The organism is Rhizobium sp. 18065, assembly GCF_902706095.1.
Lineage (GTDB): Bacteria > Pseudomonadota > Alphaproteobacteria > Rhizobiales > Rhizobiaceae > Allorhizobium.
Window position 1 is genome coordinate 455440 of record NZ_CACSJP010000003.1, and the last position, 26219, is coordinate 481658.

22 protein-coding genes are annotated in these 26219 nt (G+C 60.2%); 13 read left to right on the forward strand and 9 right to left on the reverse strand.

Translation table 11 applies throughout. The features are described from left to right. The first annotated feature begins 22 nt into the window (after positions 1-22). Positions 23-343 carry a hypothetical protein gene (locus GVK95_RS10605; RefSeq protein ID WP_244618732.1) on the forward strand — a complete coding sequence of 107 codons (321 nt, stop codon included), beginning with the start codon at positions 23-25 and terminating at the stop codon, positions 341-343. Between the two features lie 332 nt (positions 344-675). Continuing rightward, positions 676-894, forward strand: a complete 219-nt coding sequence (locus tag GVK95_RS10610; protein ID WP_159949264.1) for a hypothetical protein — start codon at positions 676-678, stop codon at positions 892-894. Between the two features lie 41 nt (positions 895-935). Here the strand turns inward: GVK95_RS10610 and GVK95_RS10615 are convergent, their stop codons facing one another. Further along, positions 936-1688, reverse strand: a complete 753-nt coding sequence (locus GVK95_RS10615) for a sulfite exporter TauE/SafE family protein (RefSeq protein ID WP_159949266.1) — start codon at positions 1686-1688, stop codon at positions 936-938. Positions 1689-1948: 260 nt separating this feature from the next. Between GVK95_RS10615 and GVK95_RS10620 the strand changes: the two genes are divergently transcribed. Then, positions 1949-3214, forward strand: coding sequence for a DNA repair exonuclease (locus tag GVK95_RS10620; RefSeq protein ID WP_159949268.1), 1266 nt, complete (start codon positions 1949-1951; stop codon positions 3212-3214). After that, positions 3214-6705, forward strand: a complete 3492-nt coding sequence (locus tag GVK95_RS10625) for an AAA family ATPase (protein WP_159949270.1) — start codon at positions 3214-3216, stop codon at positions 6703-6705. Before GVK95_RS10620 ends, GVK95_RS10625 begins: the two co-directional genes overlap by 1 nt. 95 nt (positions 6706-6800) lie before the next feature. On the opposite strand, the gene GVK95_RS10630 is transcribed toward GVK95_RS10625, so the two are convergent. From GVK95_RS10630 to denD, 3 genes are read right to left on the reverse strand one after another with little or no spacing between them, the layout of a single operon-like run. After that, positions 6801-8585 (reverse strand): IlvD/Edd family dehydratase, encoded by a 1785-nt coding sequence (locus tag GVK95_RS10630; protein ID WP_159949272.1) that lies wholly within the window; start codon positions 8583-8585, stop codon positions 6801-6803. After that, the gene (locus GVK95_RS10635) at positions 8578-9501 is read right to left on the reverse strand and encodes an NAD(P)-dependent oxidoreductase (protein WP_159949274.1); all 924 of its coding nucleotides are present in this window, start codon (positions 9499-9501) and stop codon (positions 8578-8580) included. Before GVK95_RS10635 ends, GVK95_RS10630 begins: the two co-directional genes overlap by 8 nt. Then, entirely contained in the window at positions 9498-10481 is a 984-nt protein-coding gene (gene denD / locus GVK95_RS10640; protein ID WP_159949276.1) for a D-erythronate dehydrogenase, read from the reverse strand. The genes GVK95_RS10635 and denD overlap by 4 nt, the downstream gene beginning before the upstream one ends. Positions 10482-10703: 222 nt before the next feature. Here denD and GVK95_RS10645 point away from each other — a divergent pair, with 222 nt between their 5' ends. The 6 genes from GVK95_RS10645 to GVK95_RS10670 all read left to right on the forward strand — a co-directional run bounded on the left by GVK95_RS10645 (position 10704) and on the right by GVK95_RS10670 (position 17119). Further along, positions 10704-12134 carry an FAD-binding oxidoreductase gene (locus GVK95_RS10645; RefSeq protein ID WP_244618733.1) on the forward strand — a complete coding sequence of 477 codons (1431 nt, stop codon included), beginning with the start codon at positions 10704-10706 and terminating at the stop codon, positions 12132-12134. Between the two features lie 33 nt (positions 12135-12167). Continuing rightward, a complete protein-coding gene (locus GVK95_RS10650) occupies positions 12168-12884 on the forward strand; it encodes a FadR/GntR family transcriptional regulator (RefSeq protein ID WP_159949278.1) in 717 nt (238 codons plus the stop codon). 185 nt (positions 12885-13069) lie between these two features. Then, positions 13070-14248, forward strand: a complete 1179-nt coding sequence (locus GVK95_RS10655; protein WP_159949280.1) for a fumarylacetoacetate hydrolase family protein — start codon at positions 13070-13072, stop codon at positions 14246-14248. Between the two features lie 8 nt (positions 14249-14256). After that, the gene (locus GVK95_RS10660) at positions 14257-14793 is read left to right on the forward strand and encodes a TRAP transporter small permease (protein ID WP_159949282.1); all 537 of its coding nucleotides are present in this window, start codon (positions 14257-14259) and stop codon (positions 14791-14793) included. Continuing rightward, positions 14790-16067 (forward strand): TRAP transporter large permease subunit, encoded by a 1278-nt coding sequence (locus GVK95_RS10665; protein WP_159949284.1) that lies wholly within the window; start codon positions 14790-14792, stop codon positions 16065-16067. The genes GVK95_RS10660 and GVK95_RS10665 overlap by 4 nt, the downstream gene beginning before the upstream one ends. A gap of 47 nt (positions 16068-16114) precedes the next feature. Continuing rightward, positions 16115-17119: a TRAP transporter substrate-binding protein gene (locus GVK95_RS10670; RefSeq protein ID WP_007600773.1), complete on the forward strand. Its 1005-nt coding sequence runs from the start codon at positions 16115-16117 to the stop codon at positions 17117-17119. 98 nt (positions 17120-17217) lie between these two features. Here the strand turns inward: GVK95_RS10670 and GVK95_RS10675 are convergent, their stop codons facing one another. The 5 genes from GVK95_RS10675 to GVK95_RS10695 form a co-directional block, all read right to left on the reverse strand. After that, complete coding sequence (locus tag GVK95_RS10675; RefSeq protein WP_159949532.1) at positions 17218-18093, reverse strand: DMT family transporter; 876 nt, start codon at positions 18091-18093, stop codon at positions 17218-17220. 80 nt (positions 18094-18173) lie between these two features. Further along, a complete protein-coding gene (locus GVK95_RS10680) occupies positions 18174-19376 on the reverse strand; it encodes a mandelate racemase/muconate lactonizing enzyme family protein (RefSeq protein ID WP_159949286.1) in 1203 nt (400 codons plus the stop codon). 494 nt (positions 19377-19870) lie between these two features. Then, the gene (locus tag GVK95_RS10685; protein WP_159949288.1) at positions 19871-20512 is read right to left on the reverse strand and encodes a ThuA domain-containing protein; all 642 of its coding nucleotides are present in this window, start codon (positions 20510-20512) and stop codon (positions 19871-19873) included. Between the two features lie 17 nt (positions 20513-20529). Further along, positions 20530-21630, reverse strand: a complete 1101-nt coding sequence (locus GVK95_RS10690) for a Gfo/Idh/MocA family oxidoreductase (protein ID WP_159949290.1) — start codon at positions 21628-21630, stop codon at positions 20530-20532. Positions 21631-21658: 28 nt separating this feature from the next. Beyond that, positions 21659-22879, reverse strand: a complete 1221-nt coding sequence (locus GVK95_RS10695; protein ID WP_159949292.1) for an ROK family transcriptional regulator — start codon at positions 22877-22879, stop codon at positions 21659-21661. 182 nt (positions 22880-23061) lie between these two features. Between GVK95_RS10695 and GVK95_RS10700 the strand changes: the two genes are divergently transcribed. From GVK95_RS10700 to GVK95_RS10710, 3 genes are all read left to right on the forward strand, one after another. Next, positions 23062-24366, forward strand: a complete 1305-nt coding sequence (locus GVK95_RS10700) for an ABC transporter substrate-binding protein (RefSeq protein WP_159949294.1) — start codon at positions 23062-23064, stop codon at positions 24364-24366. A 74-nt stretch (positions 24367-24440) separates the two neighbouring features. After that, positions 24441-25376, forward strand: a complete 936-nt coding sequence (locus GVK95_RS10705) for a sugar ABC transporter permease (RefSeq protein WP_159949296.1) — start codon at positions 24441-24443, stop codon at positions 25374-25376. Continuing rightward, entirely contained in the window at positions 25369-26217 is an 849-nt protein-coding gene (locus GVK95_RS10710) for a carbohydrate ABC transporter permease (protein ID WP_159949298.1), read from the forward strand. The genes GVK95_RS10705 and GVK95_RS10710 overlap by 8 nt, the downstream gene beginning before the upstream one ends. Positions 26218-26219 lie beyond the last annotated feature (2 nt).

Below are 26219 nucleotides of genomic sequence, written 5' to 3' on the forward strand. Positions count from 1 at the left end.
CCCAGCATGCTAGGACCTGATTTTGACCACAGCAACCGACAAGATTGATATGACGCCGATCACGTTGACCCCCGTACAGATACGCGGCCTGAAGCTCGCTCTGGAAGGCGATCTCTATCCCCAGGAAGGCAACAAGTGGACGCATCTGAATGCCACGATCACCTATGCCAAAACAGATCGTTTCAAGGAGCGGGCCCGCAAAATCCGTTTTGCCACCACCACAACCGTGGTTCAGTTGCGGGATTTTGCTCTCCTGAGCGAGGTCGGCGCGGATGAAGGTGAGGGCCAGTTGAGGCAGGAAATTACCATGGCCGGTAAGATCTGGCTGCTGAAGAACAAATAACCTGACTTTGTCCGAACACAGGCTGCTTTACACAGCGGCCTGTGCAACGGCGCTCGTTTTCGTGTTTCGACAGTCGTCCTTTCCCGGATACGCGATGAGAGACGAGGGTGAACATTTGCCCAGTCTCAGCATTTTAAGGTGCCAACAGCCGCTTTTGTGATGCCCTTGAGCCCAAGCGATCTGCATCGCAATGGGCACCTTTCTGTTCTGAGGAGTTCGTTTCTCAGGGTGAGACCAGCGTGTTCGAGCCTTGCAAAGGCATGCGCCGGGAGCCGTAAGGTTGAGGCAAGGAAATCACCTATAAATAACCCCTCATAATTGGGGAGAGATAGGTGAATTGGCATCCGATTGAAGCGCTTGAGCCGGGGCGATTGGCGGTCTTGTTCTTTCTAGATGAAGCAGCGCCACGGTGCGTCGGCTATGTCGAGCATGACGGCCTGTGCGGTTGGCCGGCCAATGTCAATGGTCGCAGGCCACACGGGTGGCTCGATCTCTCCGCCATTTTCGAAGGAATGACCGAAGCGGCCATCCGCGTCCTGCCATCGGCGTGATTGCTCGCGAGTAGCCGGTAGCCAATGTCACGGACAGCTGATCAGATGCTGAAGATGTAATCGGCGATCAGCTTCAGCGACAGCAGAAGCAGGGTTATCTCGACAATTCGGAAAAACAGCGTCTCGGGGAGGATCTGCGTCAATCTCTTTCCGACAACGGTGCCGATGATCGCTGCGGGCAACAACCAGAGAACCAGAGTGCTGTCAAAATTGGAAAACTGTTGCAGTTCCCAATAGGGAATGACCTTGGCGGCGTTGATGATGGCAAACAGGATCGTCGAGGTGCCGGCAAATTTCATCTTTTCGAGACGCTGCGGCAGGACATACATCTGATAGGGTGGGCCGCCCGAATGGGAAACGAAACTGGTCAGCCCGGTCAGTGTGCCCCAGAAAATGCCCGCTGGAACATTCGCCTCTTTCGCCACCTTCCTGTAGCGCGCGCCGAACCAGGCATTGAGGCAGAACATGACGCCGACAAGGCCGACGATCATGCCGATGAACATGCTCGACAGATAGGCGCTAAACGTCCAGCCGATCACCACGCCCAGCAGGGATGCCGGCACCAGTATGGCAAGGTTTCGCCCGGAATAGCTGCGGCGATAGAGATAGAGCCCGACCATGTCGCTCGCGATATAGATCGGCAACAGCAGCGCAGCCGCCGTTACCGGCGAGATGACAAGCGCGAGCAGCGGAACGGCGAGGGTGCCGACAGAAGGCAGGCCGCCCTTGGAAAGACCGACAAAAAACGCGCATACGAGAGCGATTGCGAGGATCAACGAGGTATGTTCGATCATGCAGCCTGCCCAGGTCAATGCGCGTCAAAAAATGGTGTTGTCAGTGTGCCTGCAGCCACCGGCACGTTCCAAGCCTGAGCTCGGCTGCATGGACGCAAGGTCGAAGCATTCCGACAATGCGGTTCTCGTCGAAAATGCACGCGAAGTAAATCGCCGCTGGCATCCAAGGCGGCGCGCCGGGTCCTTTTCATGCCCGCACAGTGCTAGCAGAAGGCTGTGGCTTTACCCTATAGTGAAAAGATTCTGTACCGGGTTCCTTCATGCCATTTCGATTTGTTCATACAGCAGACATCCATCTCGACTCACCGCTGCGCTCGTTGGCGCTGCGCAACAGCGAGTTGGCTGAGCTCATCGGCGGTTCGACACGCCAGGCACTGGTTGCCATTGTCGATCTCTGCCTTGAAGAACAGGTCGATGCCCTGGTGATTGCCGGTGATCTCTACGATGGCGATCAGACCTCGATGAAGACCGCGCGGTTTCTAGCCAGCCAGTTGCAGCGCCTGCACGAGGCCGGTATCGCCGCCTATGTCATCCGCGGCAACCACGACGCCTTGTCCAGAATTACGCAGGAGCTGGTGCTGCCGCCGACCGTCAAGATCTTTGGCGCGCGCGCCGAGGTGGTCGAGTCCGCCGGCCGGGGCCTTTCGGTTGCAATGCACGGGATGAGTTTTTCAAAGCCCCAGGCGCCGGACGGGCTTTTGCCCCGCTACAAGTCGCCCGTGCCGGACGCGGTGAACATCGGCATCATGCATACCAGCCTTGCCGGCGCACCGGGACACGATGTCTATGCACCCTGCAATGTCGCCGATCTGCATGCCGCCGGTTTCGATTACTGGGCGCTTGGCCATATCCATCAACGTACCCATCATCAGGGTGCGCGCACGGTCATCATGCCGGGCATGCCTCAGGGCCGCGATATCAATGAAGCGGGAGCGAAGACCGTGTCGCTTGTGACCATCGCCGACGATCGTTCGATTGCCGTCGAGGAGCGCCTGACCAGCGTTGCGCAGTTCGAGCGGGTAAGTGTTCACCTCGGCGGTGTCGTCGAATGGCGCGACGCGGCGGCGGCAATCGAAACGGCGCTGCTTGCACAGCGCGAGCGCACCGCCTCGCCGCACCTGGTTGCGCGATTGCGGCTGACGGGGGAGACGACGCTCGCCTGGAAGATCCGCCGCGACATCGACCTGATGCAGGCGGAAGCCGAACAGCGCAGCGAGCGGATCGGCAATACCTGGATCGAAAAGCTGGAAGTGGAAGTGCAGCCGCCGACCGCAACACGCGGCACAACCGCCGACCCGGTCGGTGAACTCAGGCAGTTGATGCGCGATGAAATCCTCGGCCGCTCCGATTTTCGTGACGAGATCAGCGACATGGTCCGCGATCTTCTGGCTGACCTGCCTCCGGAGAGCCGGAATTTTGCGGGTGACGATCAAGCCGGCTTTGACCGTTTCATCGACGGACTGCTTGCCAGGGGAACCGAAGACATTTCTGCGCGCATGAGCGCTGCCGAGCGGGACGACAGCTGATGCGCCTCAATCGCCTTGATCTCACGCGCTACGGCAAATTCACCGACTGCGTCATCGACTTCGGCAAGGCTGTCGCGGGACGGCCGGATTTTCATATCGTCTATGGCCTCAACGAAGCGGGCAAGTCCACGACACTCACCGCATTTCTCGACCTGCTGTTCGGGATGCATCCGCAAACGCCCTATAACTTCCTGCACCCCTACGGCGCGATGCGCATCGGTGCCGAGCTGGAGGTCGATGGGGTCGCCCATGAATTGGTCCGGCTGAAGCAGCGCAGCGGCAGCCTCATCGACGCCCGTGGCGCGCCGGTCAACGACGCACTTGTATCCGGCGCGCTGGGCGGCATCAGTCGTGAGGCCTATCGCACGATGTTTTCGCTCGACGACCAGTCGCTGAAGGACGGCGGAAACGCCATCATGCAAAGCAAGGGCGAACTGGGCGAGCTGTTGTTTTCTGCCAGTTCCGGCCTGGCCGGCCTGAGCAAGGTCCTGTCTTCTGCCGCGGACGAGGCCACTTCGTTCTATAAAAAGCGATCGTCGAGCACCAAGCTTGCCGAGCTGAAACGCTCACTGGAGACGTTGAAGGCCGAGCGCAACGCGACCGATACCTTTGCCGCAGCCCATGCGGCGCTGATGGCGAGCTACCTGCAGGCAAAGTCGGCCTATGATGGTGCGGCGGGCGAACTTGCCGAAGCAAGGATCAGGCACACGGAGCTGACGCGGATCCTGACTGCGCTGCCGCTTGCCTCAGAGCTGGCGCGGCTTCTCGACGACCCGGCCATGCAGGCGGATCTGCCGCGCCCTCCCGCCGAATGGTTTGCATTGCTGCCGCAGCTTTCGCGCGATGAAACCCGACTTCAGGCCCTGTTGCAGGAGAAGGACCGCGGCATCGATCAGGTCGCGGCCGAGATTGGCAGCATCGTGGTCGACGAGAAGAGCCTCTCGATCGCCAGCCACATGGAATTGCTTGCCGACGGCAGTGCGCGGTTTCGTGCCGCCCAAGTGGATCTGCCCAAGCGCCGGCTGGCTTTGGCCGAGCAGGAAGGCATGCTGGCACGGTTGCTCGTTGATCTCGAACGGCCGGGCGACGACAACCCGCAAGCCCTGGTACTGCCGGCCAGCAGCACGGCGATCATTGGTGACCTGATTGAAAGGCGTTCTGGCGTCGATGCGGAACTGGTGGGGGCAGAACGTGAGTTTGAACGGACCCGCAATACACTCGACAGCCTGCGTAGGGAAGCAGCCGATGCAGGCGATAAAACTGGGGTCATAGGCGCAGAAGCACTGGCGCGGCTTGATACGGCGCTGGCCCGGCTGACTGGCTCGAACCTTGTCTCGAGGCTTTCTGTCGAGGAGCGTGCGCGACGACAGCAGCAGCGCAACCTTGATGGTCGGCTGGCGCTGCTGGCGCCTTGGTCTGGCAACCTGGACGCCTTGGCTGCGACACGGTCGGTGGACATTCGGCAGATCGAGATCTGGCGGTCCCAGGCGACCGCGATCGACCGCCGCATGGCGGATCATCGCAATCGTCACCGCGACCTCGTCACCGACCGGGTTGCGATAGAGGCTGGCCTTGCGTCTTTGATGGCCAGCGGCACGATCGACGACAGCGAGGCGAACGCTCTGCGCAGGGAGCGTGACAATGCCTGGCAGATGCATTTCGGCGCGCTCGATATGGAGACGGCAATGTCATTTGAGGCGCTCATGCGCCGTGACGACGCTGTGTCTGCCAGCCGCCTGGCGCATGCCCACGACCTGGCCGGTCTTCGCCAGTTGCAACAAAGGTCGGCTGAAAACACGGCCGCCATCGAAAGACAGGCGCACTTGCTCGATGAGGCGCAGTCCGAGTATGCGGCACTGGCGCAAACGATTGCAGCCTTCCTGCCGGAGATGTTGATCACGCAAGATGATGCGCTGGAGCGGTTGGCGACACTGGAGAGCTGGGCGGCGCGGCGCCTCGACGCGTTGTCTGCACAAGACGACCTGTATCAGGCCGACGCGGCAATTGCCGACATCCATGCGGAGCTCGATCGATATCACGCCGAGCTTCTGGCCGGATTGGCTAAAGCCCGGCCGACAGCGACCGACGAAAAAAAACTCCATGACGCATCTCTTGATGTACTGGTTGTGGCGGCGAACGATCTTTTGGTCCGACACAGGGCGGATTCTGATGCGAGGGCGCGCCACGAGAAGTCGGCGACGGACCTTTCGCGGGAATTGACGGAACGCGAGCGTGACTGGCGGCAAGCGCAGGCAAACGCAGAGAGCTGGCAGGCAGGCTGGCGCGAGGCGCTGGGCAACACCTGGCTGTCCGACAAGGCTGGCTCGGTCGCCGCGATCCGGGAAATTCTGCAGGTGTTGGCGAAACTGCCCGGCATATTGAGGGAACGCCTGGATATGGCGCAGCGTGTCAGCGCCATGGAGCGAGACCAGGCGCAGTTTCGAACCGAAGTCGCCGCCTTGCTGAGCCAATTCGATGATGGTGGTTCAGCGGATGATCCATTGTCGGCGGCCGCTCGATTGCTCGAACGCCACAAAACTGCACTGCGGAATCAGCAGATCGTGCACGACAAGCAAGTCGAGCTTTCAAACCTGAGGGCGCAGCGGGCTGGTCTTGCTACGGACCTTGCCGTGCACACTGCGCGCAAGACCGAACTGACGGCCTATTTCGGCACCGATACACTGACCGCCGTTGCTGGTTTTCTGGATCAGGCAAAGGAAAGGGAGAGGGTTGAATCCCGTATCATCGCGCTCAGGGAGCAGATTGCCCAGAGCCTCAGAACAACGAGCTTTGCGGAGGCGGAAAAGCGCCTGTCGGACACCGACACCCATGGCGTCGAACACGAAGTCGCTGAGCTATCGGCCCGCATCGAGGATCTGACAGACCGGGCGCGAGACCTCTATGCCGAGATGACCCGCGCCACGGATAAGCTCGACGCGGTCGGCGGTGACGACACCGTGGCGCGTATCGAGGCCAGACGGAGGACAATCTTCCTCGAAATCGAGGAGCTTGCCGGACGCTATCTGACACTGAAAGCCGGGATCTTTGCGGCCGAACAGGCCTTGCATACCTACCGCGAAAAGCACCGCAGCTCGATGATGAACCGGGCGTCCCAAGCCTTCCGCCTGATCACGGGCGGAAATTATTCAGGCCTCGCCACGCAGTTCGACAAGGACAGGGAAATCCTGATCGGCGTCACACAGGACGGCGGATCTAAACTGGCCGAGACCATGTCGACAGGCACGCAGTTCCAGCTCTATCTGGCGCTGCGCCTGGCGGGCTACGAGGAGTTTGCCGCCGTTCGTCCGGCGGTACCTTTTGTTGCCGACGACATCATGGAGAGCTTCGACGACCCCCGTTCGACCGAGGTCTTCCGGCTTCTGGGCGAGATGTCGAATATCGGCCAGGTGATCTATCTCACCCACCACTGGCATCTTTGCGAGCTTGCCAAGACGGTGGTTCCGGAGGTGCAAATCCATCGATTGCCGTGAGGGTGATGGATTTCGCTGGACACACAAGCGTGTAGGAAAGCCGTGCAGCAAGGGCAATGCAATGGTTGCCCTTGCTGCACGGGACGTCTCCATGCTCAGTGATTGTGTCGCGGCAGCTTTTCAGCCAGCTTCCGGAACGCAGGAGCGCCTTCGATGACGGCACCATCGGCAAGTTGTGTGACGGTGCGCCGGTAGAGCATCTGCCAGGGCGTCGCATCGGCGGGAACGGCGGGAATGCCGTCTGCCTTGCGGCGATCGATCTCATCCTGTTCGACGAGCATGTCGCAGCGCCCCTGGTTGAAATCGATGCGGATGATGTCGCCGCTGCGGATATAGGCAAGACCACCGCCGGCAGCACTTTCGGGCGAGGCGTTGAGGATTGACGGGCTGTCGGCCGTACCGGACTGGCGACCGTCGCCGATCGTCGGCAGGCTGAGGATACCCTTCTTGATCAGGTGATCCGGCGGCTGCATGTTGACCACCTCGGCAGAGCCCGGCCAGCCGAGCGGTCCGGCACCACGGATGACCAGGATCGTGCGCTCGTCGATATCAAGGTCCGGATCGTTGATGCGCTTGTGATAATCTTCGGAGCCATCGAAGACCACGGCCTTGCCGTCGAAAACGCCTTCCTTGCCCGGTTCACTGAGGTACCTTTCGCGGAAGCCGGCCGAGATGACGCTCATCTTCATGATGGCGAAATCGAAGAGATTGCCCTTCAGCACCAGGAAGCCGGCTCGCTCTTTCAGCGGTGCGTCGAAAGGCAGGATGACCTCGCGATCGGTGGCTTCCCGGCCCTCCAGGTTTTCCGCCATGGTCTTGCCGGTCACCGTCGGACAGCCGCCCGCCAGTTTGCCCGCCTGCAAGAGTTCCCACATGATGGCGGGAACGCCGCCAGCTCGGTGGAAACGCTCGCCGAGATAGGCACCAGCCGGCTGCACGTTGGCCAGCAGCGGAATGTCGAAGCCATGCGTCTGCCAGTCGTCCGGATACAGATCGACGCCGGCATGCTTGGCCATGGCGGCCAGATGCGGCTGCGCGTTGGTCGAGCCGCCGATCGCCGAATTGACCCTGATTGCGTTCAGGAAAGCCTCGCGCGTCAGAATATCCGACGGTTTGATATCCTGCTGCACCAGTTCGACAGCGCGACGTCCGGTGCGATAAGCCATCTGGCCACGCTCGCGATAGGCAGCCGGAATGGCTGCGCAGCCGGTCAGCGACATGCCAAGCGCTTCCGCCATGGCATTCATCGTCGAGGCTGTGCCCATGGTGTTGCAGTGGCCGATCGAAGGTGCCGAATCGAGCGCCGACTGGAGGAATTCCTCACGGGTGATCTCGCCTGCCGCATATTTGCGCCGCGACCGCCAGATGACGGTGCCGGATCCGACCAGATCGCCGTCATGCCAGCCGTCAAGCATAGGGCCGCCGGAAAAGACGATCGCCGGAATATCGACGGTCGAGGCCGCCATCAGAGCCGAGGGCGTGGTCTTGTCGCAGCCGGTGGTCAGAACGACACCATCGAGCGGATAGCCGTAGAGGATCTCGACGAGGCCCAGATAGGCAAGGTTTCGGTCTAATGCGGCTGTCGGCCGTTTGCAGTTCTCGAAGAGCGGATGTGTTGGAAATTCGATCGGAATACCGCCGGCATCGCGAATGCCGTCGCGGATGCGCTTGGCAAGCTCGATATGGTGGCGGTTGCAGGGGTTGATATCGCTGCCCGACTGGGCAATGCCGATGATCGGCTTGCCGGAGCGCAGCTCTTCGGGCGTGGTGCCATAATTCATGAAGCGCTCGAGATAGAGCGCGGTCATGTCGAGATGATCGGGATTGTCGAACCAGTCCTGCGAGCGCAGGCGGCGTGACGTCTTGTTGTCCTCAGCCATTGTTTTCCTCCCCGCCCTTGGCGGCATTCATCGCTTCCAGATGCAGCAACAGGCCGCTGTGGTCCGTGTCGCCGCCACCTCCGGTGACAAAGTCGGAAAACTCGCGGCGCACCTGCTCGGTCAGCGGAAGATCCAGTGAAAATCGATCGGCCATCGCCTTTACCGCGTCCAGGTCCTTCAACTGCAGCCTTGACGGTCCACCGGGCTTGAAGTCACGCTTGACCATGCGCGCACCATGCAATTCCAGGATCCGGCTTTCGGCAAAACCGCCGCGAATGGCATCGCGGAATTTTTCGCGGCTTGCCCCGCCGGCTTCGACCAGAATCATCGCCTCGGCAACAGCGCCGATGGTGATCGCGACGATCTGCTGATTGGCAAGCTTGCAGATCTGGCCCGCGCCGGAGGGACCGACATGGGTTACCCGGCCGAGCGCCGCAAACACGTCCGCAAGCCCCTCGATCACACCGGCGTCACCGCCGGCCATGATGGCGAGCGTTCCCGCCTCTGCACCGACCACGCCGCCCGAGACGGGCGCATCGACATGCGCGACGCCGAGCGCCTTCAGGCGCGCTGCGTGATCCTTGGCAATCGGCGGCGAGATGGAACTGCTGTCGACGACAACGGCGCCTTCAGCAAGGGCGCCGGCAACGCCGCCATCAAACAAGACCTGATCGACGGCTTTGCCGTCGCTCAGCATGGTGAAAACGATGTCGCAACCTTTGACAGCGTCTGCAGCCGTCGCAGCGACGATAGCGCCGTCGGAGACGAGGGCATCCGCCTTGGAACGATCACGGTTCCAGACCGTGACCTGATGGCCGGCTGCCAGCAGCCGTCGCACCATCGGTGCGCCCATCAGCCCGGTTCCGAGAAAGGCAATCCGGCGCGGATGGTCTTCGCCCCGATCAGTTTCGCTCACAGTTTTCCTCCCAGTTCATCCTCGATATGCACGCGGATGATTTCATCAAAGGAGGTTTCGGCGGTAAAGCCAAGCGCTTTTGCACGTGTTGCCTCAAAGCCGGGAGCCCAGCCGGCGACCATCTTGATGATCATCTCGTCCGGCTCGCGGCGGATCAATGCGACGGCCTTGTCGCCGGCGACGCGGCGCAGTGCCTCGATCTGTTCGCCGACCGTGGCACTGAGCCCCGGCATGGAAAGAGCCCGACGCGGGCCGACCTTTTCCAGATCGATGGTAGCCCCATGGATGAGGAAACCGACGGCCGAGCGCGGCGAGGTGTGCCAATGGCGAACATCGTCGGACACCGGCAGAATGGCTTGCTTGCCGACCAGCGGCTCGCGCAGGATGTTGGAGAAGAAGCCGGAGGCTGCCTTGTTCGGCGTGCCGGGACGAATGCAGATCGTCGGCAGGCGGATGGCGATGCCGTCAAAGAAGCCGCGACGGCTGTAGTCGGACAGAAGCAGTTCACAGATCGCCTTCTGGGTGCCGTAGCTGGTCAGCGGCGTCGTGTGATACTCGTCCGGGATCGGATAGGGCAGGGGTGCGCCGACGACCGCGATCGACGAGGTGAAGACGACGCGCGGCTTGTAGCCGTCCACGCCATTGGCGAGGCGGATGGCGTCGAACAGATAGCGCGTACCATCCAGATTGATCCGGTAGCCCTTCTCGAAATCGAGTTCGGCTTCGCCGGAGACGATCGCGGCCAGATGGAAAATGGCATCGGGCCGGGCGGCCACGAGCGATTGGGCTTCACCAGGAGCAGAAAGGTCTGCCTCCTTGGCATGGACCGTTCCAGTAAAGCCCGCTGGGGCCTCAGGTGTGACGACATCTACCAAGGTCATCTCGGTAATCGGCTTGCCGCCGAGTTGGCCGTCCGCAGTCAGTCTGGCGGCAAGTTTGCGGCCAACCATACCGGCTGCGCCGATGATCAGGATATGCATCAGGTCTCTCCTCCCTGGTTTCAACTCTGAGATTTCACCGAGCCGGCTCGGCGAAAGACAGAAAAATTTTGATTGTAAGGTTGTCTGATAACCTTATATGCTTCGCTTGAAAACAGAATAGTTTGATTGCCCATGAAATACACGCCCGGTCTGCAAGGACTGAGGACCGTTGGTTTCGATGGGGCAGTCGGAGCGAAGGGCAAGACAATGCAGGCCGAGGTCATGAGTACATCCGCTCAATTGCAGGCATCCCTGCGTGCCGCACTGACCAGCGACATGGTGCTGACACAGCCGGACGAGATGATGCGCTTCTGCCGCGACTGGCACGGTGACGTCGCCAGCGGCGCCATTGCGGTGCTGCGACCACGCTCGACGGCAGAGGTTGCCGCTGCTGTTCTCATCTGCCGGGAGCTCAGGCTTTCGATCGTTCCTCAAGGGGGAAATACCGGCCTGGTGCATGGTGGCGTGCCCGATCAGCCCGCAACCCAGGTGGTCCTTAGCCTCGAACGAATGTCCGCGATCCGCAACATTGACACCGATGATTTTTCGGCCGTTGTCGAGGCAGGCTGTATCCTTTCCGAGGTAAAGGACGCAGTCGCCGAGAAGGGAATGTATTTCCCGCTGGCGCTCGGCGCGCAGGGGTCCTGCCGGATCGGCGGAAATGTCTCGACCAATGCCGGCGGTATCAATGTGTTGCGCTATGGCATGACCCGCGAGTTGGTGCTCGGCTTGGAGGTCGTCCTGCCGGACGGCAGTATTTTCAATGGATTGTCGACCCTGCGCAAGGACAATCGTGGTGTCGACCTGAAGCAGATCTTCATCGGTGCGGAAGGCACGCTCGGCATTATCACCGCGGTGTCGATCAAGCTGATGCCTTCTCCCGACCAGGTGGCTACGGCATTGCTCGGGCTGAATTCGCTCGACGATGCCATCACGCTCTATCGACGCGCCCGCCGCGATTGCTGCGACCTGATGTCGGCCTTCGAGTTCATGCCGCCGCTTGCCTTTGTCCTGGCGAGGGAAGCAATCCCGGATCTGGCCATGCCAATTGCCGGTGACTATCCAGCCTATGTGCTGATGGAGATTTCCGGCTCAGGTCTCGTCGATATCGCCGACCTGATGGAGCGCTTCCTCGGTGGCGTGATGGAGGACGGTCTCGTTGTTGACGGCGTCATTGCCGCATCGCAGGCGCAGGCGCGTAATCTCTGGCTGTTCCGCGAAGGCATGAACGAGGGGCAGGCCAAGCGTGGACCGCATATGCGCACCGACATATCCGTTCCGCTTTCGCGTCTTGCAGATTTTGTCCGCGATGCGGAGCAGGCCGTATCGGAAGCGCTTCCCGATTGCATCAGCGTGTCCTATGGCCATGTCGGTGACGGCAATGTGCATCTGAACGTTCTGCCACCATCCGGCAGCTCGCCGGCCGAGATCGCAGCCAGGATCTACGAGGCGAAGACCGTGGTGAACAGGGTGCTGGACGACTACCATGGCAGCATCAGCGCCGAGCACGGTATCGGTCGCCTGAAGCGTGCCGATTTCGAGGAGCGCCTCGATCCCTCGCGACGCGCATTGCTGACCGCCCTGAAGCAGGCCATCGATCCGGCGATGGTGATGAACCCGGGCTGCCAATTGAATTTCCCCGGCATATCGTAGAATAGTCTGGCATCATCAGGGACGGACACCAACATGACGGCGGATTTCAGCCAGATCAGACGGATCGAACATCTCCCGGCACGCATTGCCGGCCATATCGGCAAGGAAATTGCCGAGGGCCGGATCAAGCCGGGTGAGAAACTGCCGACCGAACATATCCTGGCCAAGACATTCGGCGTCAGCCGCTCCGTTGTGCGCGAGGCAATCGCCCAGTTGCGCAACGAGGGACTGGTCGATACCCGCCAGGGTGTGGGCGCCTTTGTCATCGAAGGCATGGGGCGGGGCTCCATCCGTATTGAGCAGACAGATCTTCACCATCGCGACAGCTTTCGCAGCCTTTTCCAGTTGCGCATCCCCTTGGAAATCGAGGCGGCGGGTCTTGCTGCCGTCCATCACGATGACGACGATCTGAAGAAACTGGACGCCTCGCTTGCCCAGATGACCGGTGCCGAGAAATGGACCGATCAGGGTATCGTTGCCGACCTGATTTTTCACAGGACGCTGGCGGCTGCTACCCATAACGAGTATTTTCCGCTGTTCATCGGTTTCATCGCCGAGCGCATCAGCCTGGCCATCAATGCAGCTCGCGCCGCCGCCATACTTGAGGAAATCGTCGAGATCACGATTGCAGAACACGTGGCCATTCGCGATGCTGTGGTGACGCGCGATCCCTTGAAGGCTCGGGCGGCAATGCACGACCACCTGATGGGGGCCGCCGGCCGACTCGACCTGACGCTGGAAATATTCTGAGCCTTGCGGACGGCTAAGTGGCCGATATGAGCTGCAAACAGGTTTTTGCGGGCTTTGCGCCTTAGGCTCTGGACAGGTCGGGCAAGTGGCATTAAAAACGCTGGCGGAGCGTTGTCAGACATCCTGACAATAGGGCAAGTGGTGCTGGAGGGCACGCTCGTCCTGGATAGTGTGGAGGACTGCATTTGAATTCCGAACGTGTACTGCGTGCAGAATCCGTCTTACCCGAAGACGCAGCCAATGCGCTTCTCGTTGGGCGCGTCTGGTCGAAGGCAAGCGCTGGCCCATGCCCGGTCATGATCTCCGGCGGCCGCGTTCTGGATCTGACGATGATGGCCGCAACCATGTCGGCACTGCTTGAGAAAGATAACCTTGCTGATCTCCTGCGAAAAGCATCCCCGACGTCTGAACTGACTGACCTCGGCAGCCTCGATGACTTCCTGTCCGGCGATAAGGGCATGGTCCTGGCGCCGATCGACCTGCAGGCGGTCAAGGCTGCCGGTGTAACCTTTGCCGACAGCATGTTGGAGCGGGTGATCGAAGAGCAGGCGAAAGGTGACCCTCTCCGTGCCCAGGCGATCCGCGGCAAGCTTGCGCCCGTTCTCGGTGACAGTCTGCGCGGACTTGTGGCCGGCTCCGAACAGGCAGCCAAGGTCAAGGCTCTGCTGCAGGACATGGGCCTGTGGTCGCAATATCTGGAAGTAGGTATCGGCCCTGACGCCGAGATTTTCACCAAGTCCCAGCCGATGTCGTCCGTCGGCTGCGGCGCGCTTGTCGGTATTCATCCGATTTCGCAATGGAACAACCCCGAGCCTGAAGTCGTGCTCGCGCTCCGCTCAGACGGCACGATCGTCGGCGCCACGCTCGGCAATGACGTGAACCTGCGCGATGTGGAGGGACGTTCGGCGCTGCTGCTCGGCAAGGCCAAGGACAACAATGCATCCTGCTCGATCGGTCCGTTCATCCGGCTCTTTGATGACGCCTTCACGATGGACGACCTGCGCCGTGTCCGGGTGGCACTTCGGGTGTCCGGTGATGACGGTTTCGAAATGACCGGCGAGAGCCCGATGGAAGCCATCAGCCGCTCGCCGGAAAACCTTGCATCGCAACTCATGAACCGCAATCATCAGTATCCGGATGGGGCGGTGCTTTTTCTCGGCACGATGTTTGCCCCGGTCAAGGATCGGCGCGGCGTGGGCCTTGGCTTCACCCATGAGGTCGGCGACAGGGTCGAAATCTCGACGAGCAAGCTCGGTCGCCTGGTGAACTGGGTCGAGCGCAGCGATGCCTGCCCGGAATGGACCTTTGGCGTGAGCGCACTCATTCGCAACCTGGCCGGTCGTGGTCTTCTGGAAAAAGCGTGAGGGACATTATGCAAAGGGCAATAGACCTTTTCTACCGCTTCCTTGAACTCCTGCTGATCATCCTGCTCTCGGGCATGGCGATCATGGTCTTCGTCAATGTGATCCTGCGCTATGGGTTTAACTCAGGCCTGAATGTGTCGGATGAGATGTCGCGCTACTTCTTTGTCTGGCTGACTTTCATCGGGGCAGTGGTCGCTTTTCGCGAACATGGGCATGTCGGCGTGGAAACACTGGTGATGATGCTTGGCCGCCAGGGCCGTATCGTCTGCATGATCCTCTCGAACATCATTATCATCGGCGTGTCGGCCATCTTCTTCTGGGGCACCTGGAACCAGGTGCCGATCAATGCCAGCATGGATGCACCGGTCACCAAGATTTCGATGATCTGGGTCTATGGCATTGGTTTCTTCACCGGTGCAGGCGTCGTGATCATTGCGCTCGAACGCCTGATCCGTTTGCTGACGGGCCGGGTTACCGACGAAGAAATCGCCGCCTTTGCCGGCGAGAACCTCACTGCCGAACAGATGGCGGAGCGCAGCCAATGACTTTGCTTGTTTTCATCGCTTCGCTCGTCGGAGCCATGGCCATCGGTGTGCCGGTTGCCTTCTCGCTGATGTTCTGCGGCGTCGTGCTCATGTGGTTCATGGGCATGTTCAATTCGCAGATCATTGCGCAGAACATGATCGCCGGTGCCGATACCTTTACTCTTCTGGCAATTCCCTTCTTCATCCTTGCAGGCGAATTGATGAATGCCGGTGGCCTGTCTCGCCGCATCATCGATTTTGCCATCGCCTGTGTCGGCCACATCCGTGGCGGTCTCGGCATCGTCGCAATCATGGCTGCCATCATCATGGCCAGCATTTCGGGATCGGCTGCGGCAGACACCGCGGCACTTGCCGCCATCCTCATCCCGATGATGGCCAAGGCCGGCTATAATGTGCCCCGCTCCGCAGGCCTCATTGCGGCAGGCGGCATCATTGCACCGGTCATCCCGCCGTCCATGGCGTTCATCGTCTTCGGCGTCGCAGCCAATGTGTCCATTACTCAACTGTTCATGGCCGGCATCGTGCCTGGTTTGCTGATGGGCGTCGCGCTCATCGTGACGTGGCTGATTGTTGCTCGCAAGGACAATGTCCAGACACTTCCCCGCACGTCCATGAAGGAACGTATGCAGGTGACCGCGCGTGCGCTCTGGGCGCTTGGCATGCCGGTCATTATCCTCGGCGGCATCAAGGCCGGCATCGTAACGCCGACGGAAGCGGCTGTCGTTGCCGCCGCCTATGCCTTGTTCGTCGGTGTATTCATCTACCGGGAACTCAGTCTGCGGGAATTGCCGCGTGTTATCCTCCAGGCTGCAAAAACCACGGCTGTAGTCATGTTCCTGGTCTGCGCCGCTCTGGTTTCCGCCTGGCTGATCACGGCCGCAAATATTCCGGCTGAAATCACAGGCTATATCGAACCGCTGATCGATCGTCCGATCCTGCTGATGTTCGTGATCATGTTGCTCGTGCTCGTTGTCGGCACGGCGCTTGACCTGACGCCGACCATTCTGATCCTGACACCGGTTCTGATGCCGATCATCAAGCAGGCCGGCATCGATCCCGTCTATTTCGGTGTGATGTTCATCATGAACACCTGCATCGGTCTTCTGACACCCCCGGTTGGCGTTGTTCTCAACGTCGTCAGCGGCGTCGGTCGCGTACCGCTCGGCAAGGTCACGATCGGCGTGTTGCCGTTCCTGGCTGCCCAGGTTTTCGTTCTTTTTGTCCTTGTCCTGTTCCCGGACATCGTCATCGTGCCTGCTCAATGGCTGCGTTAACAGCCGGCGAGCCCAACAGTCTCACTTAACCATCCTGGGAGGATATTATGAGAAAACTGCTTCTAGCCACCACTGCGATCGCGTTCGGCCTGTCGGCTGCCGCTCCGGCGTTTGCCGAGTTCAACGACCGCAACATCCGCATTTCCAACGGCATCAATGCCGACCATCCGGTCGGCAACGGCATCAAGGCGATGCAGGCCTGCCTGGACGAGAAGTCGGGCGGCAAGCTGAAGATCACCGCATTCTGGGGCGGCGCACTTGGCGGCGACCTTCAGGCAACCCAGGCGCTGCGTTCCGGCGTTCAGGAAGGCGTTGTCACCTCGTCTTCGCCGCTCGTCGGCATCATCCCGGCGCTTGGCGTCTTCGACCTGCCGTTCCTGTTCGGCACGCCGCAGGAAGCCTATACCGTGCTTGATGGTAAGTTCGGCGACATGATGAACGAGAAGCTGGAAGCCGCTGGCCTGGTCAATCTGGCCTATTGGGAAAACGGTTTCCGCAACCTGTCGAACTCGGTTCGCCCGGTCACCAAGTGGGAAGACTTCTCGGGCATGAAGGTTCGCGTCATGCAGAACAACATCTTCCTCGACACCTTCCAGAACCTTGGTGCGAACGCCACGCCGATGGCATTCGGCGAAGTCTTCTCGGCGCTGGAAACCAATGCGATCGACGCACAGGAAAATCCCTATGTGACGATCGACACGTCGAAGTTCTACGAAGTGCAGAAATACATCACCGAGACCAACCACGCCTATACGCCATTCCTGCTTCTGTTCTCCAAGGCGATCTTCGACACCTACACGCCCGAAGAGCAGGCTGCCCTTCGTGAATGTGCCGTTGTTGGCCGTGATGAAGAGCGCAAGGTTATCCAGGAACTGAACAAGACCTCGCTCGAAAAGATCAAGGCCGCCGGTCTGGAAGTGAACGTCCTGTCGCCGGAAGAGCAGGCACGTATTCGCGAAAAGTCTATGGTTGTCTACGAAAAGCACAAGGCTGAAATCGGCGCCGACGTGGTTGATGCGATCATTGCCGAGCTGGCTGCGATCCGCAAGTAATCGTCTGGCCGCATTGGACTTGAGAAGAGAGGGGACCGAAGCCATGCGCTTCGGCCCCCTTTTTCATGGCCGTTCGGACCGCAATCCAGGCGCAGACCTCACTCCACGACAGCCGGTGAAACTGCGTCGCGTGCCTTGAGTTGCCGTTCGCGGAAGAAGATGAACAGGCCAGACGCGACGATCAGGCCGGCACCCAGCATCATGCTCAACCGGGGCACATCGCCAAAGAACATCCATCCGAACACCACTGCCCACAAAAGCAGCGTGTATTGAAGCGGTGCGACCGTTGCCGCGTCCGAAATCTTCAAGGCGCGATTGACCAGCATATGGGCCGCCATCGCGACAATGCCCAGCAGCCCGAGCAACGCCAGGTCGATGCCGGAGGAAATCGGTGCCCAGTCAAACGGTGCGAAGGCGAGGCCGGCAAGGGCTGCACCTCCCACCTGAAAGAAGACCAGGGTCTTGTCCGGCGTGTTGCGCAGGCTGCGGCCTGACAGGAGCATGAAGGCGAAGGCACCGCTGCCGACGATCGAGATCAATGCCGGCAGGGTGAACATTGCCGCCGACGGCTCCAGCGTGATGATGACGCCGACAAAGCCGGCCGCGATCGCGCACCAGCGCCGCCAGCCGACTTTCTCGCCGAGCAGCAGCGGCGATGCAGCCGCCACGTAGATCGGGGCTGCCAGCCAGTAGGTCATCACATCCGCCAGCGGCAGATACATCACCGCATAGTAGAAGCAGAACACCTCCATGGTCGACAAGGCTACGCGGGCAAACTGCATCCATGGATTTTCTGCCGAAGTCACGGACCGCAGGCCGGCCTTCCACAGGAACGGCGCCAGAATGACAAGCGCGGCCAGGCTGCGGATCAGGATAACCTGGCCCAATCCGTAGCTTGCCACCAGCCATTTGCCCATTGCGTCATTGAGCGCAAACATCAGCATGCCGAGCAGCATGATCAGCGGACCTGTCATGGCCGAAGCCCCCGGTGCAGTGGCACGGGTTTCTAAAGTCGTCACGTAATTCCTCCCAATATGTCTTTTTGATTTTGGTCTTACAGGCTGGCCGCATCCGAAAGGCGGCGGCTGACTGTAAAGGCCCGATCCAGTTCAGGATTGAGCTCCATGCCAAGGCCCGGGCCAGGCGGCACGGTGATCATGCCATTTTTCACTTCCGGCAGAGCCGTGACCAGATCGCGGTACCAGGTGCGATAGAACGCGCGCACGCTTTCCTGGACCAGCGCATTCGGCGCGTTGAGCGACAGGTGTGTCGAGGCGCATAGCACGACCGGACCGGTGCAGTCATGCGGCGCGACCGGCAGATGCCAGGCCTCGGCCATCGAGGCAATCTTGCGTGCCTCCGACAGGCCGCCGCACCAGGAAATGTCGAGCATCATCACACCGGCGGCACCCGTTTCCAGCAGGTCGCGGAAGGCCCAGCGAGAACCCAGCGTTTCTGACGCCGAAATGGGGGCCGGCGAAACCGCGGCATAGCGGGCAAGACTGGACAGGCTGTCCATCTTGATCGGATCTTCATGCCAGAATGTCTGGTAAGGTGTCAGCGCCTTGGCGATCTGCATGGCCGGCAACAATTGCCACATCGAGTGGAACTCGACCATGATGTCCATCTTGTCGCCAACAGCGGCGCGGATTTTTTCAAATGGCTGAAGCGCCTGTTTCAGGTCCGGCATCGAGATATATTGGCCGCGGGACTTTTCCGCGGCGGCGTCGAAAGGCCAGATCTTCATCGCCGTGATCCCCTCTTCGAGCAGGGAATGGGCGAGTTCGTCGGCATTGTGCAGAAAGCCGTTCAGGTCGTCATAGTCGCGTCCCTCGGACAGGCCGTAATTGGCGGTCGTCTGTCCGGTTGCTTTCTTGATGTATTCGGTGCCTGCGCAGGTGTTGTAGGTGCGGATTTCCTGGCGGGTGAAGCCGCCCAGCAGCTGTGCGATCGGCATGCCCGTCGCCTTGCCGAAAATGTCCCAGAGCGCGATGTCGAACGCGGAATTGCCGCGCACCTCCGCGCCGGACGAGCGAAAACCGAGATAGCCGACGAGGTCTGCGGCCAGAAGATCAATCTGCAGCGGATCGCGACCGATCACACGTGGCGCGATATATTCATGCACATAGGCTTCAACCGTTTCCGCGCCAAAGAAGGTTTCACCGAGACCCGTAATCCCTTCATTCGTATGGACCAGCAGCCAAAGCAGATTGGCGCGCTCGGCAATACGCACAGTTTCAAGTCCGGTTATCTTCATGGGTTTTCCTCCTCCAACTTCAAACGAGGCCCGCCATCGGCGGGGCTCAAATCCTTGACCGACATACTGGTTGGCAAACGTGACCATGGCCAGTGACTGCCATCACCGATGGCCGGTTTAGGCTCGGCATGAACCTTATTCATTGCCCGGCGAACGTCGTGTGTCACCTTGAAAGAGACGGGGATCAGCGCAAACCCCAGCTAAAGCGAGGGGCGGACGGTGCGGCCGTGATCGCGCGGCAATGGCGTCTGCTTCCTGCCCGAAAATAATGAAAAATCAGAGGAGTTGCCGTGCGGCAAAGGAGGGGCGTTGCCCCCATTGGTCCGTGGCTGCGTCCTGTTCGGCAATGCCTGTCTTTGCGCAGTCATGCCGTGAAAACCAGCCGCACGGTCGACAGATCGAAGCCCTCCTCGAATGCGATCGCCATAGGCAATCGCATTCGAGGAGGGCTTCAACGGTAAGCCGGCGTTACCTTTGGCGTTTCGCGTTTCGCGTTACCGCGCTGCCCAGTCGGCCCCGCGGCGAAAGATCTCGCGCATCTGCGGAACTTGGAATTCCGCAGCGACGTGCCCCAGCGCCGAATAAAAGACCCGGCCTTTTCCGTAGTTGCGTTTCCACACTACCGGCATGACGACACCGTCTATCCACCAGGCATGATCGCCGGTGAAGGTGGTTGTCGCGAGAACCTCGTTGGATGGGTCGACATGCATGTAATATTGCTCTGACCGGTAGGGAAAATCCGTCATGTCTTTCATCAGCGGGTCGTCGGGTCGCGTGATGTTGACCGTGTAGTCGATGATGTTACCCGGGTGGGCGACCCATTGCCCCCCGACGATGAACTGGTATTCGACGCATTCCCGGAACGCATCGCCGGCGCCTCCATGATAGCCGGCGAAACCCACGCCATTTTCAATGGCGGTAGCAAGGTTTTTCGCCTCCTCCTTTTCGATCTTCGACATCGTCATGATCGGCACGATCAGCGAGAGGTCGTGGATCGAGGGATCGGCAAACGCTTCGGTGCTGCGCTCGACATAGACCTTGAAGCCACCCTCCTGCAGCATGTCGCGGATGATTTCGGCGCATTGTTCCGGTTCGTGGCCGCTCCAGCCACCCCAGACGATCAGGGCTTCACGCATGTTTCATTCCTCCAGTGTCAGCGGGCCAGTTGGCCGTCGCTCAGCGAATCAGACAGGGGTGCCGGACGCTCGGTCTTGGTGTTGATCTTGATCGTTGTGCCGCTTTCAGCTGCCCGCTGGAATGCTTCCATCACTTCCAGCACATGCAGGGCGAGATCGCCATTGGCGCGGTGCGGTCGGTTCGAGCGAATGGCATGGGCCATGTCGGCCACGCCGATGGAGCGGTAGTTGCCATCGGCATAGGGTTGCGTGGTTTCCTGCGGCTCGAAAGTGCCGCCCTTTTTCAGAAACTCGACCTGGCCACCGAAGTGGTTCGGATCGGGCACGATCAGGGTGCCTTCCGTGCCGTAGAGCTCCAGCGGAACATGCTTGTGACCGGCAACATCGAAGCTCATGCCGATCTGGATGATCGCGCCGGATTCAAACGCCAGTACGCCGGCCACATGGGTCGCAACGTGAACCGGGATGTGTTCGCCCTTGCGCGGTTCGCTGGTGATCAGGCGCTCCTTGCGCGGCGCAGTCGCAAAGCCGGCCACCTGGGAGACCGGCCCGAGCAGATTGACGAGGTCGGTGATGTAGTAGGGTCCCATGTCGAGCATCGGGCCGCCGCCAGTCTCGTAGTAGAAGTCGGGGTTGGGATGCCAGCGTTCATGGCCGGGACACATGAAGGTCGCGGTCCCTCCGACCGGAATGCCGAGAGCGCCGGAATCAACCAGTGCGCGTGCCGTCTGGTGCGAGCCGCCGAGGAATGTGTCCGGTGCCGCGCCAATGCGCAGCCCTTTTGCCTTGGCCGCGGCAGCCAGCGCCTGGCCCTCCTTGAAGTTGATGCCCAGCGGCTTTTCCGAATAGGTATGCTTGCCTGCTTCGAGGACCTGCATCGCAACCGCAACATGCGCCTTCGGGATGGTAAGGTTGACGATGATCTCGATAGCCGGGTCCGCAAGCAGTTCGTCGACCGATCGTGCCGTCAGGTTGAATTCTGCCGCGCGCTGGTTGGCAAGATCGCGATTGAGATCCGCAATGCCCCTCACATCCAGGATCGGGAAGGAGGCCATCGCCTTCAGATAGGCCGAGGAAATGTTTCCGCAGCCAATAACACCAATACCCACCTTTTCCATACTACCTCCCAAGGTTGTTTTTATAAAGTCAGGCTTTTGCCGATTGCGGCGCCGGTGCCGGACCTGTGGTCCCCCAAGGGGATTCGTAAAGCTCGCAAAGCGCCACGACGGCAGCCCCTTGTGCCCACATCTGTTCCTCTGATCCGTCGAAGACCAGTTCGGCGATCTCCTTGATGGAGGAGGGGATGGCGGACCTGTAGGAATCAGACAATGCCTTGATAAACAACGGGCCGAGCGACAGGCTTGATCCAACGATGATGACGCGTGGCGGACCAAAAAGCGTGACGATATTGGCGACGGCAATGCCGATTGCTTCGCCGGCGCGTGTCGCGGCCAGGATCAGCGTGTTGTCCTCCGCCGCGATCAGCGCCTGGGCCAGCGTCATGCCGCGTCCAAGGCGCACGGCATCGGCAAACCTGCCGTATGGCGCCTGCTCTCCGAGGATCGCGGCCTCGCCGGCAACCGATGCAAGGCGAACGCTTTCAGCCAGCCCACTTCCCATGACGAGGTCGCCGAGATTGTGGCTGAGACCGCCGGCGCCGCGAAAGAGTTGTCCGCCATGCAGGACCCCCAGACCAAGTGTCTGCTCAAGAGAGACCAGCACCAGATCGTCGAGATCGCGTCCCTTGCCGAACCAGTGATGGGCGAGTGTGATGGCGTGGGAATCGCTCTCGACGATTGTCGGCACATTCAGCCGCTTTGTCATCTCGGTGGAGAAATCAACGTCCGCTTCGCTGAGGATCGGGCTTGAGCGCACCAGCCCCGTGCGGTGCTCGACGACCCCCGGGAAGCCAACGCAAACGGTGTCGACCTGCTCCAGGGCAAGTCCGGCGTCGACGACACACCGACGAATCCCGTCCTCGATCAGATCCGCGATCACGCTGATCGGCTGCCGGGTGATCCTGACGGGCAGGGCAAGATGGGAAATGACCTCGCCGCAGAAATCGGTGACGACGAAAATCATCTGGTTGGCGGCAATCTTGGCGCCGACCACACGGGCGGCATCCGGGTTTAGCTCCAGCATCACCCGGGGCCTGCCTCTCGACGCGACATTGCGGATGTCGCCTTCGTGTCGCGTCAGTATCAGGCCGTCATCCAGAAGCGAGCCGGTGATGGCGGAGACTGTGGTGGTCGATAGCTGCGAGCGTTCGCTGATCTCCACCCGTGATATCGGGCCAAAGCGCCGGATCGTATCCAGCACGGTGAAGCGATTGATGGCGCGCATCAATTCCGGATCGGCTGTTTTCATTGCTGGGTGGGCGCTCGCATCTTGATGATTATATTCGGTATCGGGACAAAAATAGCCGCTAGGTGGCGCCTCTTGTCAATAGATTTCGTAAGAATTTGCAGTTTGTCAGTTGACATTGCGATGTCCTTGGCCTGATTTTGTACGCGTTGAGGAATAAATGCGCACCTTGGGAGGAGAACCGGATGACGCATCTTTTTAGTGAGGCGCCCGTTGGCGCCAAACGTCTCGTTGGTCTGGCAGCTGCAACAGCTGTCGCACTTCTGGGCGGAGTAGGACTTGCATCGGCTCAGACGGTCGTGAAGTGGATGCATGTCGAGACAGTCCCGGCCTATATCCAGGTCTGGGAGGAGATTGCGGCGGCATACGAAGGCGAACATCCGGATGTAGACGTCCAGCTGCAGTTCCTGGAAAATGAAGCGTTCAAGGCGAAGCTGCCGACGCTTCTGCAATCCGACGCGGCTCCGGACTTCTTTTACAGCTGGGGCGGTGGCGTCCTGCGCCAGCAGTCTGAAACCGGTGCGCTCATGGATCTGACGGAAGCGATGAATGCCGACGGCGGTGCATGGGCTAAGAACTATAAGCCGGCGGCTGTGAACGGCCTCACCTTCGACGGCAAGATCCATGCGGTTCCGTATCGCATGGGCACGATCAGCTTCTTCTACAACAAGGCGCTGTTCGAGAAAGCCGGCTTGAAGGCCGAGGACATCAAGACATGGGATGACTTCCTGCAAGCGGTGAAGACACTGAAGGACGCCGGTATTACCCCGATTGCCGGTGGTGGTGGCGACAAGTGGCCCCTGCATTTCTACTGGAGCTATCTGGTCATGCGCAATGGCGGCCAGGAGGTTTTCGACAAGGCGAAGAACAACGAGGGCGACGGCTTCCTCGACCCCACGATCATCAAAGCGGGTGAGCAACTGGCCGAGCTCGGCAAGCTGGAGCCGTTCCAGGGCGGATATCTTGGATCGAGCTGGCCGCAGACACTCGGCGTGTTCGGCGATGGCAAGGCCGCCATGCTGCTAGGCTTCGAACATACGGAACCAAACCAGCGCAACAATGCGGGCGATGGCAAGGGGCTTGCGATCGAAAACATCGGACGCTTTCCGTTCCCTCTCGTTGAGGGCGGGGTTGGCAAGGTAACCGATACGCTGGGCGGACTGAACGGCTGGGCCGTGACCAAGAATGCCTCGCCTGAGGCCGTCGATTTCCTCCACTTCCTGACAAGCCCAGAACAGGAACGCAAGATGGCTGCAGCCGGTATGATCATCCCGGCTGCCACCGGTGCCGAGGACGCTTTGAAGAACCCGCTGATGCGTGAAGCAGCCGACCAGTTGGCCGCCTCGACATGGCACCAGAATTTCTTCGACCAGGATCTGGGACCGTCGGTGGGTCGCGTCGTGAACGACGTCTCGGTGGAAATCCTGGCCGGACAGATGTCGCCGGAGGAGGGCGCGCAGATGATCCAGGACGCCCGCGAGCTCGACTGATGTTTTGACGTTATGCCGCCGGCCCTCGCGCCGGCGGCATTCGAGCGGCCTACATGCAGGGAGGAAAAGCCAGCATGACATATACCACCGCCATGGCAGCGGCTCGACCGGTCACGCCGGCGAGCAGGGCCAGACACAAGAGCCCGACTGCCCGCGGACGACTTCCCGTCCTTGTGCTGTTCCTGCCGCCGGCACTGCTGCTGTTTACACTTTTCGTCATTTTGCCGATGGGCGAGGCGGCCTGGTATAGCCTGTATCGCTGGAACGGCTATGGCACCCCGACAGAATTTGTCGGCCTCCGCAACTTCACTGTCCTGTTCAATAATGCAGCTTTCTCGCAGGCCCTGATCAACAACGGGCTGATCATCGTGGTCTCTCTGTTGGCCCAGATCCCGCTGGCGATCTGGCTTGCGATGATGCTGGCGCACAAGCTGCCGGGCGTGGTCGCTTTTCGGCTGGTGTTTTTCCTGCCCTATGTTCTGGCCGATGTCGCGGCCGGCCTGATCTGGCGCTTCGTCTATGACGGCGACTACGGCCTGCTTGCGGCGATTGCCGGATTCCTCGGCGTCGAGACGCCCTATGTGCTGGCTGATCGCGACCTGGCGATCTACGCGGTGCTTGTCGTGATCATCTGGAAATATTTCGGGTTTCACATGATGCTCTACATCGCCGGCCTGCAGGCTATCGACAAAAGCGTCCTGGAGGCCGCGGAAATCGACGGCGCCACCGGATGGCAGAAGTTCCGCTATGTGACGCTTCCGCTTCTATCGTCGACAGTCAGGCTGTCTGTTTTCTTCGCCATCATCGGATCTCTGCAGCTTTTTGATCTGATCATGCCGCTGACTGGCGGTGGCCCGTCCAATGCGACGCAGACCATGGTCACATTCCTTTTCACCTATGGTGTCACCCGAATGCAGGTGGGTCTCGGCAGCGCCGTCGGCGTGGTGCTGTTTGTCATCTGCGTCACCCTGGCGTTCGGCTACAAACGGATATTTATGCGCCATGACTGATATGAAATCCGATGTCAGAGTAACGGCCGCGACCAGGCTCTATCTCTATGTTTCGCTCTCGCTTGTCGCGGCCCTTGTCCTTGTCCCGCTGGTGACGACGGCGCTCGGGGGATTCAAGTCGCTTGGCGACCTGCGCACCAGTCCATTCGGACTGCCGACCGACTGGATTTGGTCGAACTACACCGACATCCTGTTCGGTGAGCGCTATTGGCGCCAGATGATGAATTCGTTGTTCATCGCCACCATGACCGTATTCCTGACCGTGGTCATTTCGGCCATGGCCGCCTTCACCTTCGCCCATGTGAGGTTCTTCGGAGCCGGCCACTTGATGAACTATTTCCTGATCGGGCTGATGTTCCCGGTCGCAACCGCCATCCTGCCGCTGTTCATCCGGATCCGAGACCTTGGCCTTCTCGACTCCTATTGGGGGGTCATCCTGCCCCAGGTCGCCTTCGGGCTGGGCATGAGCATCCTTCTGTTCCGCAACTACTTTCGCAACCTGCCGGACGAGTTGTTTCAAGCCGCATTTGTCGATGGCTGCGGTTACATCCGCTTCTTCTGGTACGTGTCGCTGCCTTTGTCGCGACCCATCATTGCGACGGTCAGCATCGTCACCTTCGTCAACAGCTGGAACAGCTACATCCTGCCGCTGATCATGCTGAACACCGAAAGCAAATATCCGTGGCCTCTCGGCATCATGGTCTATCGCGGCGAATTCGGGACGGAATGGCAACTGGTACTCGCCTTCATCACGCTGACCATCCTGCCGACAGTCATCGTCTTCTTCCTGGCACAAAAGCACATCATCGCGGGCCTGACGGCTGGCGCGGTCAAGTCATAAAT